Annotated in this window: 17 protein-coding genes and 1 other RNA gene; 2 read left to right on the top strand and 16 right to left on the bottom strand. The window is 66.8% G+C overall.

The features are described from left to right. The first annotated feature begins 94 nt into the window (after window positions 1-94). Entirely contained in the window at window positions 95-1,600 is a 1,506-nt protein-coding gene (locus tag ACJH6H_RS13000; protein WP_406775011.1) for a CHAD domain-containing protein, read from the top strand. 5 nt (window positions 1,601-1,605) lie between these two features. Here ACJH6H_RS13000 and rnpB read toward each other — a convergent pair. The 4 genes from rnpB to ACJH6H_RS12980 form a co-directional block, all read right to left on the bottom strand. Beyond that, an RNA gene (rnpB, locus tag ACJH6H_RS12995) (RNase P RNA component class A) lies at window positions 1,606-2,006 on the bottom strand. Window positions 2,007-2,031: 25 nt separating this feature from the next. Beyond that, window positions 2,032-2,382 carry a hypothetical protein gene (locus tag ACJH6H_RS12990; protein WP_406775010.1) on the bottom strand — a complete coding sequence of 117 codons (351 nt, stop codon included), beginning with the start codon at window positions 2,380-2,382 and terminating at the stop codon, window positions 2,032-2,034. A 14-nt stretch (window positions 2,383-2,396) separates the two neighbouring features. Beyond that, window positions 2,397-3,026 carry a class I SAM-dependent methyltransferase gene (locus ACJH6H_RS12985; RefSeq protein WP_406775009.1) on the bottom strand — a complete coding sequence of 210 codons (630 nt, stop codon included), beginning with the start codon at window positions 3,024-3,026 and terminating at the stop codon, window positions 2,397-2,399. Beyond that, the gene (locus ACJH6H_RS12980) at window positions 3,026-3,991 is read right to left on the bottom strand and encodes an NAD(P)/FAD-dependent oxidoreductase (protein WP_406775008.1); all 966 of its coding nucleotides are present in this window, start codon (window positions 3,989-3,991) and stop codon (window positions 3,026-3,028) included. The genes ACJH6H_RS12985 and ACJH6H_RS12980 overlap by 1 nt, the downstream gene beginning before the upstream one ends. A 47-nt stretch (window positions 3,992-4,038) precedes the next feature. Here ACJH6H_RS12980 and ACJH6H_RS12975 point away from each other — a divergent pair, with 47 nt between their 5' ends. Further along, window positions 4,039-4,617: a helix-turn-helix domain-containing protein gene (locus ACJH6H_RS12975; protein WP_406775007.1), complete on the top strand. Its 579-nt coding sequence runs from the start codon at window positions 4,039-4,041 to the stop codon at window positions 4,615-4,617. 17 nt (window positions 4,618-4,634) lie between these two features. On the opposite strand, the gene ACJH6H_RS12970 is transcribed toward ACJH6H_RS12975, so the two are convergent. From ACJH6H_RS12970 to ACJH6H_RS12915, 12 genes are read right to left on the bottom strand one after another with little or no spacing between them, the layout of a single operon-like run. Further along, the gene (locus ACJH6H_RS12970) at window positions 4,635-5,297 is read right to left on the bottom strand and encodes a CAP domain-containing protein (protein WP_406775006.1); all 663 of its coding nucleotides are present in this window, start codon (window positions 5,295-5,297) and stop codon (window positions 4,635-4,637) included. A 16-nt stretch (window positions 5,298-5,313) separates the two neighbouring features. Continuing rightward, window positions 5,314-5,679 carry a DUF732 domain-containing protein gene (locus ACJH6H_RS12965; protein WP_406775005.1) on the bottom strand — a complete coding sequence of 122 codons (366 nt, stop codon included), beginning with the start codon at window positions 5,677-5,679 and terminating at the stop codon, window positions 5,314-5,316. Continuing rightward, on the bottom strand, window positions 5,676-6,320 hold the full coding sequence (locus ACJH6H_RS12960) for a hypothetical protein (RefSeq protein ID WP_406775004.1): 645 nt from the start codon (window positions 6,318-6,320) through the stop codon (window positions 5,676-5,678). Before ACJH6H_RS12960 ends, ACJH6H_RS12965 begins: the two co-directional genes overlap by 4 nt. Continuing rightward, window positions 6,317-6,946, bottom strand: coding sequence for a mammalian cell entry protein (locus ACJH6H_RS12955; protein WP_406775003.1), 630 nt, complete (start codon window positions 6,944-6,946; stop codon window positions 6,317-6,319). The genes ACJH6H_RS12960 and ACJH6H_RS12955 overlap by 4 nt, the downstream gene beginning before the upstream one ends. Beyond that, complete coding sequence (locus ACJH6H_RS12950) at window positions 6,910-8,361, bottom strand: MCE family protein (RefSeq protein ID WP_406775002.1); 1,452 nt, start codon at window positions 8,359-8,361, stop codon at window positions 6,910-6,912. Before ACJH6H_RS12950 ends, ACJH6H_RS12955 begins: the two co-directional genes overlap by 37 nt. Further along, window positions 8,362-9,516, bottom strand: coding sequence for an MCE family protein (locus ACJH6H_RS12945; protein ID WP_406775001.1), 1,155 nt, complete (start codon window positions 9,514-9,516; stop codon window positions 8,362-8,364). Beyond that, window positions 9,513-10,799 (bottom strand): MCE family protein, encoded by a 1,287-nt coding sequence (locus tag ACJH6H_RS12940; protein WP_406775000.1) that lies wholly within the window; start codon window positions 10,797-10,799, stop codon window positions 9,513-9,515. The genes ACJH6H_RS12945 and ACJH6H_RS12940 overlap by 4 nt, the downstream gene beginning before the upstream one ends. After that, complete coding sequence (locus ACJH6H_RS12935; protein ID WP_406774999.1) at window positions 10,799-12,142, bottom strand: MCE family protein; 1,344 nt, start codon at window positions 12,140-12,142, stop codon at window positions 10,799-10,801. Before ACJH6H_RS12935 ends, ACJH6H_RS12940 begins: the two co-directional genes overlap by 1 nt. Next, the gene (locus ACJH6H_RS12930; RefSeq protein ID WP_406774998.1) at window positions 12,139-13,164 is read right to left on the bottom strand and encodes an MCE family protein; all 1,026 of its coding nucleotides are present in this window, start codon (window positions 13,162-13,164) and stop codon (window positions 12,139-12,141) included. Before ACJH6H_RS12930 ends, ACJH6H_RS12935 begins: the two co-directional genes overlap by 4 nt. A 39-nt stretch (window positions 13,165-13,203) precedes the next feature. After that, window positions 13,204-14,622 (bottom strand): MCE family protein, encoded by a 1,419-nt coding sequence (locus ACJH6H_RS12925; protein ID WP_406774997.1) that lies wholly within the window; start codon window positions 14,620-14,622, stop codon window positions 13,204-13,206. Between the two features lie 3 nt (window positions 14,623-14,625). After that, a complete protein-coding gene (locus ACJH6H_RS12920) occupies window positions 14,626-15,480 on the bottom strand; it encodes an ABC transporter permease (RefSeq protein ID WP_406774996.1) in 855 nt (284 codons plus the stop codon). A gap of 7 nt (window positions 15,481-15,487) precedes the next feature. Then, window positions 15,488-16,261, bottom strand: coding sequence for an MlaE family ABC transporter permease (locus tag ACJH6H_RS12915; protein WP_406774995.1), 774 nt, complete (start codon window positions 16,259-16,261; stop codon window positions 15,488-15,490). Window positions 16,262-16,415 lie beyond the last annotated feature (154 nt).

Below are 16,415 nucleotides of genomic sequence, written 5' to 3'. Positions count from 1 at the left end.
TCAAGACGTTATCGGCAGCCGGTCACGCACAGCGATATGGCAGGCTGATGGCAGCGTTGGTACTGCCCGTCCCGGGTCGCAAATGAAGGTGAACATGGCCGCTGGCAAGCGTAAACCGTCCCGCCACACCGAGATTGAACGCAAGTTCGCGGTGGTCGACAGCACGGTGTCCCCGTCGTTCGACGGATTGTCCGCCGTCGGCAGGGTCGAGCAACTGCCCGTCGCGCATCTCGACGCGGTGTACTTCGACACCCCGGATCATGATCTGGCGGCACACAAGATCACCCTGCGCCGGCGCACCGGCGGCACCGACGCGGGCTGGCACCTCAAGCTGCCCGCCGGCGCCGACGCGCGCACCGAGGTTCGGCTGCCGATCACCGCGGCCCGCGAGAGCGTGCCCGACGAACTGCGCGACATCGTGCTGGCCATCGTGCGCGACCGCACGCTGCAGCCCGTCGCCCGCATCGAGACCGAGCGCACCGTCTCGATGCTGTACGCGCCCGACGACACCGAGCTGGCCGAATTCTGCGATGACCGGGTTACCGCCACGGCGGGCGACTCGCTGCAGACCTGGCGCGAGTGGGAGCTGGAGCTGGTCGGCGACGGCGCGGAGGGCGCCGAGTCGGGCCCCGAGCTGCTCGACCGGCTGGCCAACCGGCTCTTCGACGCGGGCGCCAAGCCCGCCGGGCACGGGTCCAAGCTCGCCAAGGTCCTCGCCGCGGCGCGGGGCGCGGATGCGCCACCGCCATCGCCCGAGCCGACGGACAAGGTGCACCGCGCCATCGCGGCGCACGTGTCCGAACTGATCGACTGGGACCGCGCGGTGCGCGCCGACACCTTCGATTCCGTGCACCAGATGCGCGTCACCATCCGCAAGATCCGCAGCCTGCTGCAGGAGAGCGGCAATCTGGGCGACCGCGAGTGGGTGCTCGAGGAGCTCAAGCTGCTGGCCGCCGTGCTGGGCACGGCGCGCGACGCGGAGGTACTCGCCCAGCGGTACGACGATGCGTTGAAGGGACTGGCGCCGGAGCTGGTGCGCGGACAGGTGCGCGAGCGCCTGGTCGACGGTTCGCAGCGGCGCTACCAGTCCGGGCTGCGCCGTTCGCTGACGGCCATGCGGTCGGAGCGGTACTTCCGGCTGCTCGACGCGCTCGACGCCATCGTCGTGGACAACACCCAGCCGGCCACGGCCGACGAGGACGCCCAGCCGGTGACGGTCGGCGGCGCCTACCGCCGCGTCCGCAAATCGGTGCGGCGGGCAGAGGCCGCGGAGGCCGCCGGCGCCGAGGACAGCGAGGAGGCCCTGCACCGAATCCGCAAGGGCGCCAAGCGGCTTCGCTACACCGCGGCCGCCATGGGCGAGTCGAAGGTGGCCGACTGCGCCAAGGACATCCAGACGCTGCTGGGCGACCACCAGGACAGCTACGTCAGCCGCGGACATCTGGTCCAGCAGGCCGAGGCCGCCCACGCCGCGGGCGAGGACACCTTCACCTACGGCATCCTGTACCAGCAGGAGGCCGAGGTCGCCGAGTACGCCCGGCTGCAATTGGACGCTTCGCTCAAGGCGCTGGCCCGCGCGATGCGCAAGGTGAAGAAGTAGCGGGGCGGACGAGCTGGCCTGTAAGCCGGATTCTGTTCCCCGCCACCATCGCTGGTGACGGGGCGGCGACCATCCATCTGGGCACACCGTCGCCGGGTGCCTCAAGCGGCCTACCCGCAGGCTCGGGCGAGCAGCCCTCGGGCACCTGCGCAACCGCAACCAGGTTGCGGCCTTCTTGGCCTTGCTTCGGGTGGGGTTTACCTAGCCACTCCGGTCACCCGGAATGCTGGTGCGCTCTTACCGCACCGTTTCACCCTTACCGTCTTCGCACCAGGCTCAGACGGCGGTCTGTTTTCTGTGGCACTGTCCCGCGAGTCACCTCGGATTGCCGTTAGCAATCACCCTGCTCTGTGAAGTCCGGACTTTCCTCGAAACCTTCCGGTCCCGCGGCCGCCCGGCCAACTCGTCCGCGCCGATACCATATCAGCTGGTCAGAGCGCCGCGACCAGCGAGTCCAGCACGACGACCGCGCCGTACACCAGGAGCACCTGCTTCAGCCAGCGCGGCCCGTCCCGATGGGTGCGGGCGACGGCCAGGGCCAGGCCGAACACCACGATCACCGGCACCGTGATCGCCCAGGCCGACCACACCTTCTGCGGTCCGTACACCAGCAGCGCGGCGGCCGGCCCCAGCGACCAGTCACCGGAGGTGGCCAGTGAGTTGCCCATGGCGTCGGTCAGGAGCTGAACCGCCTCGACGCTGCCCCACAGCAGGCACAGGCAGGCGGTCACCAACAGCATCGACTCCGCAGCCAGCCGGAAGTCGAGCCGATGTTTGACCACCTGGTTACCTCCGATCAGTGCGCGCGGCGCAGGACAATCAGATTGTCCCGCAAAACGGCGGGTTCGCCGGTAGGGCCGATTGCCTCGCGTTCCACAGTACCGACGTGCTGCGCCTGCCAGCCTTCGTCAGGCAGATCGAGCTCGGCGACGACCTCGTCCGCGGACTGAAAGTGGTGGTCATGGATGTGTTGGGAGGCCCACGGCGGCGCCTCGCCATGATCGACGATCAGCAGCGTGCCGCCCGGCGCCACGGCCGCTGACGCCTGTTGCAGTATTTGCCGGCGCTCCAGATGGACCGTGGAGTGCAGGAACTGCGCCGACACCAGATCGAAGGTGCCCGCCGGGAAAGTGTGCGACAGGTCGTGGTGCTGAAAGTCGATGCGCTCGGCCACTCCCCTGGCCTCGGCCGCGCTGCGGGCCCGGTCGAGGGCGATGGTGGCGATGTCGACCGCCATGACATGCCAGCCCGCGGTGGCGAGCCAGATCGCGTCGGCGCCCTCGCCGCACCCCAGATCCAGTGCGCGGCCCGGCGTCAGCTGGCCGGCGATCTTCGCGAGGTGGGCGTTGACCCGGCCGCTCCACATCTGCGGTTTCTCGGCGTACCGGCTTTCCCAGTGCTCCTGGGGCGTTTCCGTCGTGGACATCAATCCTCCTGCGTGTCGAAGTGGGGCCAGGGCATGACGGGTAGGCCGAACTGGTCGTGCAGCAGACTCTGCACGATCGCGGCGGCCGCGGCGGAACCGGCGGCGATCGCCGCCGCCACCTGGGGCATCTGCGCGCAGACGTCGCCCGCGGCGAAGACGCCGGGCACCGACGTGCGCTGCATCGGGTCGACCATCACGGCGTCGACGACGACCGGACCGGGCGGGGCGATCCGTACGCCGAGTTGTGTCGCCAGGTCAGTGCGCTGCCGCAACGCGCTGGCCACCAGCACGCCCTCGCGCTTGAGCTCGTCGCCATCGGCGAACATCACGGCGGTCAATGCGCCGTCGCGCGAGGCGAATTCGACGATCTTGCGCACGTCGACCCGCACCCCGGCGTCGGCCAGCGCGCGGTTCTGGTTGTCATCCAGTCCGGAGGGACCGTTCGACACGACGACGATGTCGTCGGTCCAGCCGCGCAGCATCAGCGCCATGTGCACGGCCCGGTCGCCGTCGGCGAGGACGGCCAGCGCCTGGTCGCGCGCTTCCCAGCCGTGGCAGAACGGGCAGTGGAACACCGACCCGCCCCAGTGCTCGTCCAACCCAGGGATGTCGGGCGCGTCGTACTGCATGCCGCCGGCCAGCAGTATCCGCCGGGCGTGGTGCACCGATCCGTCGGCGAGTTCAAGTCGGAACGCGGGGCCGTCCTGTGCCGTAGCACTGGTGACCTGCCCGTCGATGACCTGCACCGACGGGTACTCGGTCAGCTCACGGCGCCCGTCGGCGTACAGGTCGGCCGGCGGCCGTCCATCCTGACCCAGCAGTCCCCCGATGCCGTGCGCCGCGCGGTTGCTCTGCTCACCGGCGTCGATGACCAGGGTGCGTCGTCGTGCGCGTCCCAGCACCAATGCGGCGCTCAGCCCCGCCGCGCCGCCACCGACGATGGCGCATTCCCATTCGTTGTTCATGACACCGACCTTGCCGGGCGATGGCGAAAATGCCAAGCTAATTTGCCATGCAGGCAAACCCTGAGGACGACGACATCGAAGCGCGGGTCCGGCGGCGGCTGCGGGAACTGCGCACGCAACGCGGCATGACGCTGGAAGACGTTGCGCGCGCGGCCGATATCGACGTCTCGACGTTGAGCCGCCTGGAATCCGGCAAGCGCCGATTCGCACTCGACCACCTGCCCCGGCTCGCCGCGGCGCTGTCGATCAGCACCGACGAACTCATGCGCGCACCCGAGGCCGAGGACCCGCGGGTCCGCGGGGCGTCACACAGCCGCGACGGCATCACCTACTGGCCGCTCACCCGGGGCGGACCGGCCGGCGGGCTGCACACCTTCAAGATCCGCGTGAGTACCCGGCGCCGGACGCCACCCGCCGAGCTGCCGGTGCACGACGGCCAGGAGTGGCTCTACGTGTTGTCGGGGAACCTCCGGCTGCTGCTGGGAGATCGCGACTTCACCATCAAACCCGGTGAGGCCGTGGAGTTCTCGACCTGGACGCCGCACTGGTTCGGCACCGTCGACGGTCCGGTCGAGGCGATCGCCATCTTCGGGCCGCACGGCGAGAAGTTGCACGTGCGGAACTGAGCGCACATCCGTGCCCCCTAGTTGGGCGGATACGCCGGCGGCGGGTGCACGCCGCGCAGGATCCACGGGAACCAGTCGAGGCCGTGCTCCAGCTCGTCGCTGCCGTCGTAGTCGGGTCTGGGGTCGAAGCCGTTGTTGGTGCCGCCCTCTTTGTCGTCGCGGCGCGGCGGTTCGGGCAGCTGGCCGTAGACGGCGACGACGACGGTACGGTCCAGACTGTTCTCGGACCACACGCCCATCTGGTTGTTGGCGCAGTTGGCCATGATCTGTTTGATGACGGGGTCGTAGTACCACTGGTTGATCAGCTCGACGCCGCTGATCGCCAGCGCCGGATTGATGGCCACCGTCTGCGCCACCGGGCCGCCACGGTAGCCGGCGTCCGCGGCCCGCGTCTGGGGTGTGGATCCGTCAGAACCGATGTCGCCGTCCAAGTTCCGGTTGGCCATCATGTCTCTGGCCTGGCGTGCGGCGGCCTCCTGCAGCTGCGGGTTGACGGCAATATCGTTGGTGCACCCCGCCTGATGCTGCACGGTGTAGACGTTGGATACGACGGAGTCGTTGAGCCGCTTGTTGTTCGGGATGAGGGTGTTGCCGTTGTCAGCGTGTGCGAACGGCGTGCAGAGCACAGCACTGACGGGCACGACAGCCAACGCGGACAGCACCAGTGGCCGACGTCTCATGTTGGATTCCTTTGCATCAGGGATGAACACCGGGCGGCGACTGGTAGTGCGCCGCGGAGTTTCGCAGCTGCCAGATCTGCGCGGGGCACAGTTCGTTGACGGCCTGCGATATCAGATAGGACGCCTGGTAGTCGTCGTCGGTACCGAAATCGCCTCGTACGTCGCCCATCACCTGAGCGAAGGGCTGACCGGCCGCCACCTTGTCACAGATGCCGTAGCCATAACCCAGCGCCGCATCGGCATTGGGAAAGTTGTAGCCGGGCCGCACGGTCACGCCGATCAGATACGCCGTCGCATCGGCGCGGGCAGTGGGTGCCGACAGCACCGGGAGCACCGCCGCGGCGAGCAACGTGCAAGTCCACCGTCTGGTCACGGGGCTCACATCGGATCGAATTGCGAGATGAGCCAACGACCCTCGACCTTGTCGAGAGTCACGCGGACGCTCGACGCGGTGCTGGTCGGGGCGCTGTCACCGATGATCATCGTCTGATCCACGAACAACATCACCACCGCATGGTTCGGCGATGCCTTGGTCCAGGCCGCCGCCGGCACCGTGGCGACCGCCGAGATCTTCTTCTGCTTGGACCCGGGGATCACCACATCGCGAGTGAGCTTGGTGTAGGAGTCCAGGAAGTTGCCGGTCATGTACTTCTTGGCGGCTTCCAGATCCTTGTCGACGGTCTCGGGCTTGTACGACAGCAAAGCGATGGTGCCGTCGCTGGCGGCTTTGGTGGATTCGGTTTTGGCCGTGTCGGTCTCATGCAGGGACACGTCCTTCCACTGCAGATACCCCGCGGCCCCACCGAGCACGAGGACGAACGCGGGCAACAGGCCGTACACGGCGACGTTGGCCCACGCGACGCGGCGCCGCCCAGGTGCAGGCGCCGCGTCGGTGGTCTCTGCGAGCGACCCGGGCACCGAGTCGTCGATCTCGATGTCGTCGTCGAGCTCGCCAGCCGAAGCTGTTGCTTCAACGGGCTTTTCTGCGGCCTTGTTCTCACCGCGGGACTTGATCAGTTTCACGGCACAAACTCCACGTTCGAGACCTTCATGACATCACCGACTTTCTGCACCGCAAGGCGCATCCGCCACTCGCGTGGTTGTTGATCCGGCGCACCGACATTCGAGGTCTTAACGGCCACCGCCACCAGCACCTGCGCCGAGTCACCCGACTCCGATTCCAGGCCCGCCTCGGTGATCGACCCTGTGGACGTCGACTTCGCTTCCTTGACGACCTTGATGAAAGGTGCTGAGCGCTTGGCGAAGTCGTCGTAGAACTCCCCCGTCGCGCTGTCGAGGATGCGCTGCACGTCGGCGTCGGCGCGCTGCCAGTCGATGGTCGTCAGGTTCAGTGCGCCCTGCCGCGCGGCCTGGACGATCTGACTCTGCCGCTCGTCGACCGCAGTGGCCCGGTGCGTCCGCACCACCAGCCAACCGACCAGGGCACTGAGTGCGACAACCAGGATCAGCCCGAGCACCGCCGCCAGCCGGCGCACCGACTTCGGCTTCGTCGGCTCCTCGACCAACTCGTCGGCGTCGGTGTCATCGGCCTCATCGATGTCCTTGATGTCATCGACGTCGGGATCGAGGACAGCGACCCCGCCGCCCTCGGTCAGCTCCCGGGCTGCGGCGTCATCATGCTCTGCCATGTCTTCTCCTTCGGCGCCGTGTGTGCCAAATCGGCTTGGGTATAGGTCTTTCCGTCAGGGCCGATATACGACCCACTGGCCGGGTCGTACTCGGCCACGGCGACCGGTGGCGGTGGCGGCGCACCGGCAGGCGGGGCCGAGCCCGGCCGCAGCTGCGGCACGTCCTGCCCGGTCCACGTGGCGTTGGGATCGCCCTTCCAGTTGTAGCCGTCGTTGAGCGGCACATACGGTTCGTCGCTCTCGCACTGCTTGACGGTCGCGGCGCGCTTACCGGGCACCGTCTCGCACGGCAGGTTCTTGGCGCCGCGCACGTTGAACATGCCGTCCTGCGGAGTCCGGCAATACAAATCACCCGCCGGAAGTTCGGGGTAGTCCTCCAACGCGGGATTGCGCATCTGCTGCGCCGGCAGGTACCCGGTGGTGCACGGCGGCGGCAGGTTGATGTTCAGGTTGAAGCTCAGGTACGCGCCCTTGTACGCCTGCTTGGTGTCGCGGTTCGCCAACGTAACGCCTTGCGCCGCTTCCGTTGTGCGCGGCAGCAGCACCAGGAGCTGCTCGAGGTTCGGTTGATACGTCACGGCGACCTTGTTGATGGACACCAGGTTCTGCAACAGGATCGGCAGTGTCGGACGCAGCCGGTTGAACAACTGCCCCATCTCCCCGAACGCCGGACCACCCTTGTCCAGCAGGGTGCCCACGGCCTTGTCCTGGGCCTGCAACTCCCCGGTCACCGTGGCGAGGTTCGCCGCCCACGCCTGGATGGCACCCGAGGTGTTGTTCTGCGAGTCGAGCACGGGTTTGACCTGATCGATCAGACTCAGCAGCGGGTCGAGGTTCGCGCGCGCGTCGATGGCCAGCTGGCTACCGCCCTTGACGATGTGTGAGAGCTCGGGCCCCAAACCGCCGACAGCCGTGGCGGATTCGTCGATGACCGTCTTGAGGTTCTCCTTGGGCACGGCCTGCAGGCCCTTGGTCAGCGAGTCGATCACGGTGTTGATGTCCGGCGGCACCGAGGTGTGTGCCAGCGGGATGACGTCACCGTCCCTCAGCGGCCGCGAACCGGTACCACGCGGCGTCAGGGACACGAACTGCTCACCGATCGCCATCTGGCTGTGCACGTCGGCCTGCACGTCGGACGGGATGTCGGTACCCGAATTCAGCGACAGCTCGGCCTGGACCCCGGTCGGGGTCAACCCGACCGACTGCACCCGGCCCACCACGGTGCCGCGGTACGTGACGTTGCCGGTGGCATACAGGCCGCCGGTCTCGGGCAGCTCCATCTTCACCACGTAGCGGCCGATGCCGAACAGCTTGGCGGGCAACTGCATATAGATCAGGCCCATCATCGTGACCGCGATCAGCGCGATGACGGCGAAGATCGCGAGCTGGATTCTCACGCGTCTGTCGAGATGCATTTACGGCCCCTGATCCCAGCGGTACGGAATGGTCAGCGGATTACCCGGGTTGTTCGGGCCGCCCGCGGTGCACGGACTAGGGAACTGGCCGATGGTGCGTCCCCACTGCAGTTCCAGCTCCGTCAGGTCACACTCCCAGCGGGTGCCCGTGAAGAACGCCTGATCGATGCGGCTGAGGGTGAGGTCGACGATCGCGGTGAGGTTCGCGTAGTCACCGCGCTGCCACTTCTCGATGGTGTCACTCGGGAACGGCACCGTCGGGATGAAACTCAGCGCCCGGGTCATCGCGGGCCCGGCATTGGCAAGCTGTTCGAGCGTCGGTCCCAGGGCACGTAATTCCTTGATCACGTTCTCTTTTGACCGGTCCACGGTGTCGGTGGCGAGCGCGGCGAACTTGCTCAACTTGTCGGCCGCCGTGACGAGGTTTTCGCGCTCACCGTTGAGAACGGCCAGCGCTTGCGGGACGGTGTCGATGGCACGGTCGAGGACGGGCTGGCTCGCGGCGAGCTTGCCGACGACGGTGTTGAGGCTCTCCGACGCCGCGATGATGTCGGGCGTCTGGTCCTTGACGTTGGCGGTGAACGTGTCGAGCTGCTTGATGAGGCTGCGCAGGTCCTCCGCGCGCCCGTGGAACGCCGTGCTGAAGGCCTCGGTGATGTCCTGGACGTTGCCGATGCCACCGCCGTTGAGCACCATCGACACCGCGGACAGTGTCTGCTCTACCGAGGGGAAGCTGCCGCTGCTGGCCAGCGGTATGACCGAGCCCTGGTGCAGTTTGCCTTGCGGGCGACCATCTTTGGGCGGTCCGAGCTCGACGTGCAGCGTGCCCAGCAGGCTGGTCAGGCCCAGCTTGATGGTCGAGTTGGCGGGTACGTCCACGTCGCCGTTGAGACGCATGGTGACCAGCGCGTGCCAGCCTTGTCGCTCGATCTTGGTGACTGTGCCGACCGTGACGTCGGAAACTCGGACCCGCGAATTCTCCTGCAGGTTGGTTACATCCGGCATCTGCGCCTGGATTTCGAACGCGCCGGGTCCCCCGCCCTCGGTGCCGGGCAGCGGCAGGCTGTTGGCGCCGCGCCAGTCCGAGCAGCCGGCCGAGGCCAGCAGCGTCAGGGTGGCCACGACGTATCCCACGGCCGAACGCAACCGGGTCATGACCCACCTCCGGCCGGTGGCGTCATCATTCCGGCCAGGCCGGCGTTGGCGTCGGTGGTCACGGTCTGCGCGGCCGCTTGCTGTGCGACCGGAGCTGCCGGCCGCAACGGCGGTACGTAGTCGGGCCGCATCCAATCCTCGCTGTAGGTCACCTCATTGGGCCGCGCCTGGGTACCGACCATCAGGTTCACGCCCAGCGGCAGGAAGTTGTATTGCCGGTTCTTGACGATGGGCGCCAGGTACTGCGCGCACAACTTCGACGACTGATCCGCGCCCAGGCGCGACGCGGCCTGGATCGCACCGCAGATGAAGCTCACCGGATTGGCGAAGTTGTTGGCCGCCAGGATGCCGGTCAGTGAACCGACCGCCGGCTCGTAGATATTGTTGAGATCGGCCAAAGCTGTTGGTGTGACGTGCAATACCTGCTTGATGTCGTCGAGGCTGCCCACGATCGCGGTGCTGACCGACGCCAGCTTGTCCGATGCCGTGCCGACGGCCTCCTTGTTGTCGGCGACGAAGGATCGCGCGTCGTCGGCGACGGCACTCATGTCGTGCAGTGCCTGACCGACCTTGTTGGGGTCGTCGGCGACCAGACCGGTCACCTCGGCCAGGTTGGTGTTCAACCGTTCCAGCAAGCCGGTGCTGTCCTGCAGCGCCGACACCAGGATCGACAGGTTCTTGAACGTCGAGAACAGGTCATTGCTGTGGTCACCGAGGATCGACACCGCTTGCGACAGTCGAATCACCGATTCCCTGATGCTGGCGCCCTGCCCGCGCAGATTGTCGGCCGCGGTGTTGATGAAGCCGCCGAGGGTACTGACCCCGCCCGGCTGGTCGGGTTTGAGCAGATCGGCCACTCGCTGCAGTTGGGTGCGGACCTGGTCCCACTCCACGGGCACCGCCGTGCGATCGAGCGGGATGACGGCGCCGCCGCGCAACGTCGCCCCGCCGCGGTAGGGCGGGATCAGCTGAATTGCCCTGCCGGTCACCAGCTGTGGCGACAGGATGACGGCCTTGGCATCGGCCGGCACCTTGTACTTGTCATCGATCCAGAAGGTGACCTTGACCTTTTCGGGCCCGGGTTCGATCTTCTCGACCTTGCCGACCGGTACCCCCTGGATCAGCACATCGTCGCCGCTGAACAGCTGATTGGTGTTCTGGAAGTAGCCCACCACCTCGTTGCGCGATGCACGCTGGAATGCCTGCACGGCGAAGTAGCCGCCGCCCACGACGAGGGCCAAGACGGCTGCCACGACGAGCAGACGTGTGGACAGCTTGCTCATCACTGTCCTCCTGGCGACGGTGCTTCAACGGGATCCGACACGTGCAGTGGCGGGGTCTTCGGTGGTTCCGGCATGGCGGTCTGTCCGGGTGCGAGCGGCGGTGGTCCGGGTGGCGGCCCGCCCGGCGGCGGGGCCGGTTGCGGTTCGCGAACGGGGTAGCAGCCGGGGCCGGGCAATGGGATTCCCGGTGGGCCGCATGCGGTATCGCCGGGCTTGCCGGTGATGGCGTCCGGAATGGTCATCCGTGGGTCGCCGGCCTGGCCGGTGCGCGGGAACGGCACCGGCAGCGGCGGGGTGCCGGGCTGCCCGGTCTGTGGATCCTGAAGCTGCGACGGCAGTTTCGTGTTCGGGTCGACGCCGAGGTCCGAGAACGCGGCGTCGACGAACGGCTGCACGAACTGACCCGGCAACAGGTTGACGATGTACGCCTTGAAGAACGGGCCCGAACTGACCGCATCACCCAGTGCAAGGGCGTACTGGCTCAGTCCCTTGACGGCCTGCTGCAGCCGCTCCTTGCGATTGTCGAGCATCGCCACGACGCCGTTGAGTTTGTCCAGTGCCGGCCGGAGTTGCGAGCGGTTCTCGGCAATCAGACCCTCAAGTTGCTGCGCGACCGCCGACAGGTTGTGCCACAGCCGGCTCACCGCGGCACTCTGCGAACGCAGTTGCACCAGAAGCGCATTGGTGTTCTTGACCAGGCTCACCACCTGGTCGCTGCGCTTGGCCAGCACCGTCGTCGCCTTGGCGGCGTTGTCCAGCAGGCCGCGCAGTTGCGCGTCGCGATCGTTCAGCGTCTTGGAGAACCGCGCGATGCCGTTCACCGCGTCCCGCAGATCGGGGGCGGTGTTCGCGAATGCCTCCGAGACGGTGGCCAGCGAGTCCGACAGCTGATGGGTGTCCAGGCCGCTGATCGCGTTGGTGACGTCACCGAGGGCGTCCGGCAGCTGGTATGCCGATACGGTCCGCTCGAGCGGGATGGTGCCCTTGAGGTCGCCGTCACCCTTGGGGACGACTTCCAGCATCTTGCTGCCCAAAAGACCCTTGGTCTTGATGGCGGCCTCGGTGCGCTCGCCGAGGTGCACGTCGTCGTCGACGGTGAATTTGATCAGCACGCGCGGGCCGTCGAGGTCGATGCTGGCGACCCGGCCCGCCGGAAACCCCGAGATGTCCACGGGCGCACCGGTATGCAGGCCGCTGGCGTCTTCGAAGTATCCGGAGTACGTGGTGGTTCCACTGACGAACGGAATCTTCTGGAACAGCAGCGCGACAGTGGCGACGATCACCACGGCGCTGACGCCTATCGCGCCCAGGGCGAAATGGCTTCGCTCGGCAAAAGGTTTCATTTCGGCGTGCACCGTCCCGTGGTCTGGCTGGCCACCTTGACGTAAACCGGTTGTCCGCCTTTACCGTTGAGTTTGAGCACCGCGTCGCACAGGTAGAAGCTGAAGAAGTCGCCGTAGATGCCCTGCCGCGACAGCGCTTTGTACTTGTCGGGCAGGGTGTTGAGGAAGTTGTCGAAGTAGTCGTGGTCGGCGAGCACGATTCCGGCGGTCCGGTCCACCTCGTGCACGGTCTTGGCCAGCGGCGGCCGGGCCTCGGTGAGCAGGCCGGCGATCGAGTTGGCCGCCGCATCGGTGTACGCCACCGCGTTCGAGACGTCGGTCTTGCGTTGTTCCAGGCGGTCAACCAGCTCCGACAGTGAGACCACGGCCTTGTCGAGCTTGTCGCTCTTGCCGCCGAAGGTACCGAGAACGGTGTTGAGGTTGGTGACGACCTGCCCGATCAGCTGATCGCGGTCGGCCAGGGTATTGGTGACCACCGCGGCCTGCGCCAGGAACGACCCGATCGACGGGCCCTGCCCTTGCAGCGCCTGCATCAACTGCCCGCTGAGATCGTTGATCTTGTCGGGGCTCAGGGCCGAGAACAGCGGGCGAAAGCCGCCGATGACGGCATCGAGGTCCAGCGCGGGCTGGGTTCGGTCGACGGGGATGGTGTCGCCCGCATTGAGCTTCTTGGTGCCGCCGGCGCCTTCCTCGAGGGCCAGGAACCGGTCGCCGACAACGTTGTCGTACCGGATCACCGCACGGCTGCCTTCGGTCAGTACGACGGAACTGTCTGCGGTGAATTCGACGGTCACCGTCGAATCGCGGTTGATCGACACGTTCTTGACCTGGCCCACCTCCACGCCCGCGATGCGAACGTGGCTGTCCTTCTTCATGTTCGAGACGTTGACGAAGCGGGCGAAATAGGTGTGCCCCTCGTCGAACCGCAGGTCCGCGAACACCGCCCAGAGGGCCACGGTGCCAAGCAGACAGACCGTCAGGAACGCCGACAGGCGCACCAACGTGCCCCTAAGGTTCTCCACGACTGCCCTCCTGTCTCGGTCGTTGGTTGGTCATCACGGTCAGTTCCCGCCTGCCTCGGCCGGCAGCGGCGGTGCCTCGGCCGGCGCCGGTATCGGCTCCGACTGTGGTTGTGCGTCAGCGGGATTGGGCGGCGCCGGTGGCACGCCGGGCCACAGCGGCACCCCGCCGGGGCCGTACAGCGGTGCGCCATAGGGCGGCGCACCGGGGTACGGGATCGGACCGGGAGCCGGCCCGGGCAGGCACTGCCGGATGCTCGGGGCCTGCGGTACCGCGCGGGTGCTCTGGAACCACTGACCCCAGCAGGGGCTGCCGATGCCCGGGTTCGGTCGGATGTCCAGCCCGGTGCCCCAACCGGTGTTGGTGATCAGTTGCCGCACCGGGAAGTTCTTGGCGACGTCGGGCAGCGAGCCACAGCCCGGCTGTCCGCCCGGTCCGCCCTTCGCCCCGTTGATCGGCAGGTTGTCGGGGAACACGTACGGGTTCTTGCCCGGCAGCAGCGTCGCGTCGAGGATCAGTGAGCGACCATCGGCGCCGCCGAACACGCCCCAGGCGCCGGTATCGAGGAACTTCTTGGTGCCCTCCAGCCAGCACGTGTATCCCGGGCTGTACTTGAGCAGCAGACTCGTCGTGGGCTCCAGCCCGTTGATCGCATCGACGAGGTTGTCCCGGTTCGGGCCCAGCAGATCCGTTCCGGCCTCGGAGAATCCGATGACATTCATCAGCAGACTGTCGAGCGCCTTGGCCTTGCCCGTCACGGTGCTGCTCGTGGTGCTGGCGGCGTTGAGGATCTTCACGATGTTGTCCGCGGCCGCCCCGTAGGTGTCGCTGAACTGCTTGAACGACCGCCAGTCGTCACGAATCTTGTCCGAGCGCGAGTTGAGCGCCGTCAGCACCTCGTTGAGATCCGTTGTGGCCTGGCCCATTCGCTCACCCTGGCCGCGGACGCCTTCGGCGACGGCGCTGAGCACCGAGTTCAGTTTCGCGGGATCCACCATGTCGAGCAGGTTGACGATGTTCTCGAAGACGGTGTCGACCTCGGTTGTGGTGTGCAGGGATTTCAGCACCGCACCGGCGGCCAGCCGGGTGCTGCTGGGCGCCTGCGGATACACCAGGTCGACGAACTTGGCGCCGAATGCCGTCGTAACACTCACCTGCGCGGCGACATTGGCGGGGATGTACTTCACCTGGTCCGGGTCGAGCTTGAGTTGCAGGGTCGCCCCCGAGTTGCTCACGTCGATCTGGCTGACGCGGCCCACCAGCACGCCGCGCATCTTGACCTTGGCGTTGTTCTCCAGCACCAGACCCGCACGGTCGGCCATGACCGTCACCGGCACATAGGATTTGGCCGCACCGGTGAAGATGACCACGGTCACCACCATGAACAGCACAACGGCGGCGATCAGGATGAGGGCCCACCACGAGTTCGAGATCCGGCGATCTCCCTTGCGCGCTTCCACTGGCTAACCCGCCATGTTGAAGTTGCCGGACTGGCCGTAGATGGCCAGGGAGATGAACACAATTTCCACGGCGGCGATCACCATGGACAGGCGCACCGCGCGCCCCACCGCCTCGCCGACACCGGCCGGACCGCCGGAGGCGGCGAACCCGAAGTACGTGTGCACCAACATGATCACGACGGTGATGGCAACGCACTGAACGAACGACCAGATCAGATCGGTCGGGTTGAGGAACGTGTTGAAGTAGTGGTCGTACACGCCGGCGCCCTGTCCGTAGACGGTGGTGGTACCCATGCGCGCGGCGAAGAACGCCATCATGACCGCGACGCAGTACAGCGGGATCACCACGACCACGGCCGCCAGCACCCGGGTGGACGCGAGGTAGGTGATGCTGCGGATGCCGATCACTTCGAGGGCGTCGATCTCCTCGTTGATCCGCATGGCGCCGATCTGCGCGGTGGCGCCGGCGCCGATCGTGGCCGACAGCGCCACCGCGGTGGTCGCCGGCACGATCATCCGGACATTGAGAAACGCCGACGCGAACCCGGTGAGGGCCTCGAATCCGACGGACGAGAACTGGTTGTAGCCCTGGATTGCCACGAGGGCACCCGTCGTCATGGTCAGGAAGCCGACGATCGCGACAGTACCGCCGACAACGACGAGCGCACCCGTGCCCAAACCCGTTGCGGCAATGAGCCGAAGCAGCTCCGCACGATAGTTGACGACGGCATCGGGAATCGATCCGATGGCGTGCGAATAGAAGGCGCCCTGCTCACCGATGCGGTTCCAGCGGGCGACCGAACTCTTGGTCAGCTTGTCGAGCCGCGGGAACCTGCGGCTGGGAACGTCGACAGTCATCTCTCCCTCACGACACCGTGTACTGGATCGCGACGGCGGTCACGATGACGTTGATGGCGAACAGCACCATGAAGGTGAAGACCACGGTCTCGTTGACGGCGTTGCCCACCCCCGCGGGGCCGCCGCGCACGGATGTGCCCTTGTAGCAGGCGATCAGGCCGGCAGCCATGCCGAACAACGTCGCCTTGATGAGCGCGACGATGATGTCCCCCGGTCCGGTCAACAGGTTCAGGCCGCCGACGAAGGCGCCCGGTGAGACGTGCTGCACCGTGGTGCAGAACAGGAAGGCGCCAGTCAGACCGACGAGGATCACCGTGGCCGACAATGCCAGCGCCACCGTGGTGGCCGCCAGCACGCGCGGCACCACAAGCGAACGGATGGGGTTGATGCCCATCACGCGCAGCGCGTCGAGTTCCTCGCGGATGGTCCGCGCCCCGAGGTCGGCGCACATCGCCGTTGCGCCGGCCCCGGAAACCACCAGCACCGTGACGATGGGGCCGATCTGGTTCACCGTGCCGATCGCTGCACCGGTGCCGGAGAAGTCGGCGGCGCCGAATTCGGTCAGCAGGATATTGAAGGTGAATGTCAGCAGCACTGCGAAAGGCATGGTGAGCAGCAGCGCCGGCAGGACCGACACGCGCGCGACGAACCATGTTTGCATGACGTATTCGTGCCACGCGAACGGCGGCTGGAACATTTGCACGAAAGTGTCGAACGTCATGGCGAAGAAGCCGCCCAATGAGGTGACGGGCTTGGCCGCCGCGCGCGTAATCGCTACCATTCGTCGCCCGCGCTTTCCAACGCCGAATCCACTGCGCATCGTCGATACAAGATCGCTGCGGCCAACATGGGTGAAGACGCTATCAATGCAGTTCAGACGCCAACCATCTCCAGATGGAGGGATTCGGTCTTGTGATGTGTCCCCCATCGGAGTG

The organism is Mycobacterium sp. SMC-21 (assembly GCF_045310825.1).
In the GTDB taxonomy this organism is placed as follows: Bacteria; Actinomycetota; Actinomycetes; order Mycobacteriales; family Mycobacteriaceae; genus Mycobacterium.
The sequence above is the reverse complement of the archived record's forward strand: the minus strand, read 5'-3'. Positions and strand labels throughout refer to the sequence as shown.

Bases quoted from the DNA above. Each gene is read 5' to 3' on its own strand.
- ACJH6H_RS13000 (WP_406775011.1), top strand. From the start codon at position 95: ATGGCCGCTGGCAAGCGTAAACCGTCCCGCCACACCGAGATTGAACGC.
- ACJH6H_RS12985 (WP_406775009.1), bottom strand. From the start codon at position 3,026: ATGTCCACGACGGAAACGCCCCAGGAGCACTGGGAAAGCCGGTACGCC.
- ACJH6H_RS12980 (WP_406775008.1), bottom strand. From the start codon at position 3,991: ATGAACAACGAATGGGAATGCGCCATCGTCGGTGGCGGCGCGGCGGGG.
- ACJH6H_RS12975 (WP_406775007.1), top strand. From the start codon at position 4,039: ATGCAGGCAAACCCTGAGGACGACGACATCGAAGCGCGGGTCCGGCGG.
- ACJH6H_RS12970 (WP_406775006.1), bottom strand. From the start codon at position 5,297: ATGAGACGTCGGCCACTGGTGCTGTCCGCGTTGGCTGTCGTGCCCGTC.
- ACJH6H_RS12955 (WP_406775003.1), bottom strand. From the start codon at position 6,946: ATGGCAGAGCATGATGACGCCGCAGCCCGGGAGCTGACCGAGGGCGGC.
- ACJH6H_RS12950 (WP_406775002.1), bottom strand. From the start codon at position 8,361: ATGCATCTCGACAGACGCGTGAGAATCCAGCTCGCGATCTTCGCCGTC.
- ACJH6H_RS12945 (WP_406775001.1), bottom strand. From the start codon at position 9,516: ATGACCCGGTTGCGTTCGGCCGTGGGATACGTCGTGGCCACCCTGACG.
- ACJH6H_RS12940 (WP_406775000.1), bottom strand. From the start codon at position 10,799: ATGAGCAAGCTGTCCACACGTCTGCTCGTCGTGGCAGCCGTCTTGGCC.
- ACJH6H_RS12935 (WP_406774999.1), bottom strand. From the start codon at position 12,142: ATGAAACCTTTTGCCGAGCGAAGCCATTTCGCCCTGGGCGCGATAGGC.
- ACJH6H_RS12920 (WP_406774996.1), bottom strand. From the start codon at position 15,480: ATGACTGTCGACGTTCCCAGCCGCAGGTTCCCGCGGCTCGACAAGCTG.
- ACJH6H_RS12915 (WP_406774995.1), bottom strand. From the start codon at position 16,261: ATGGTAGCGATTACGCGCGCGGCGGCCAAGCCCGTCACCTCATTGGGC.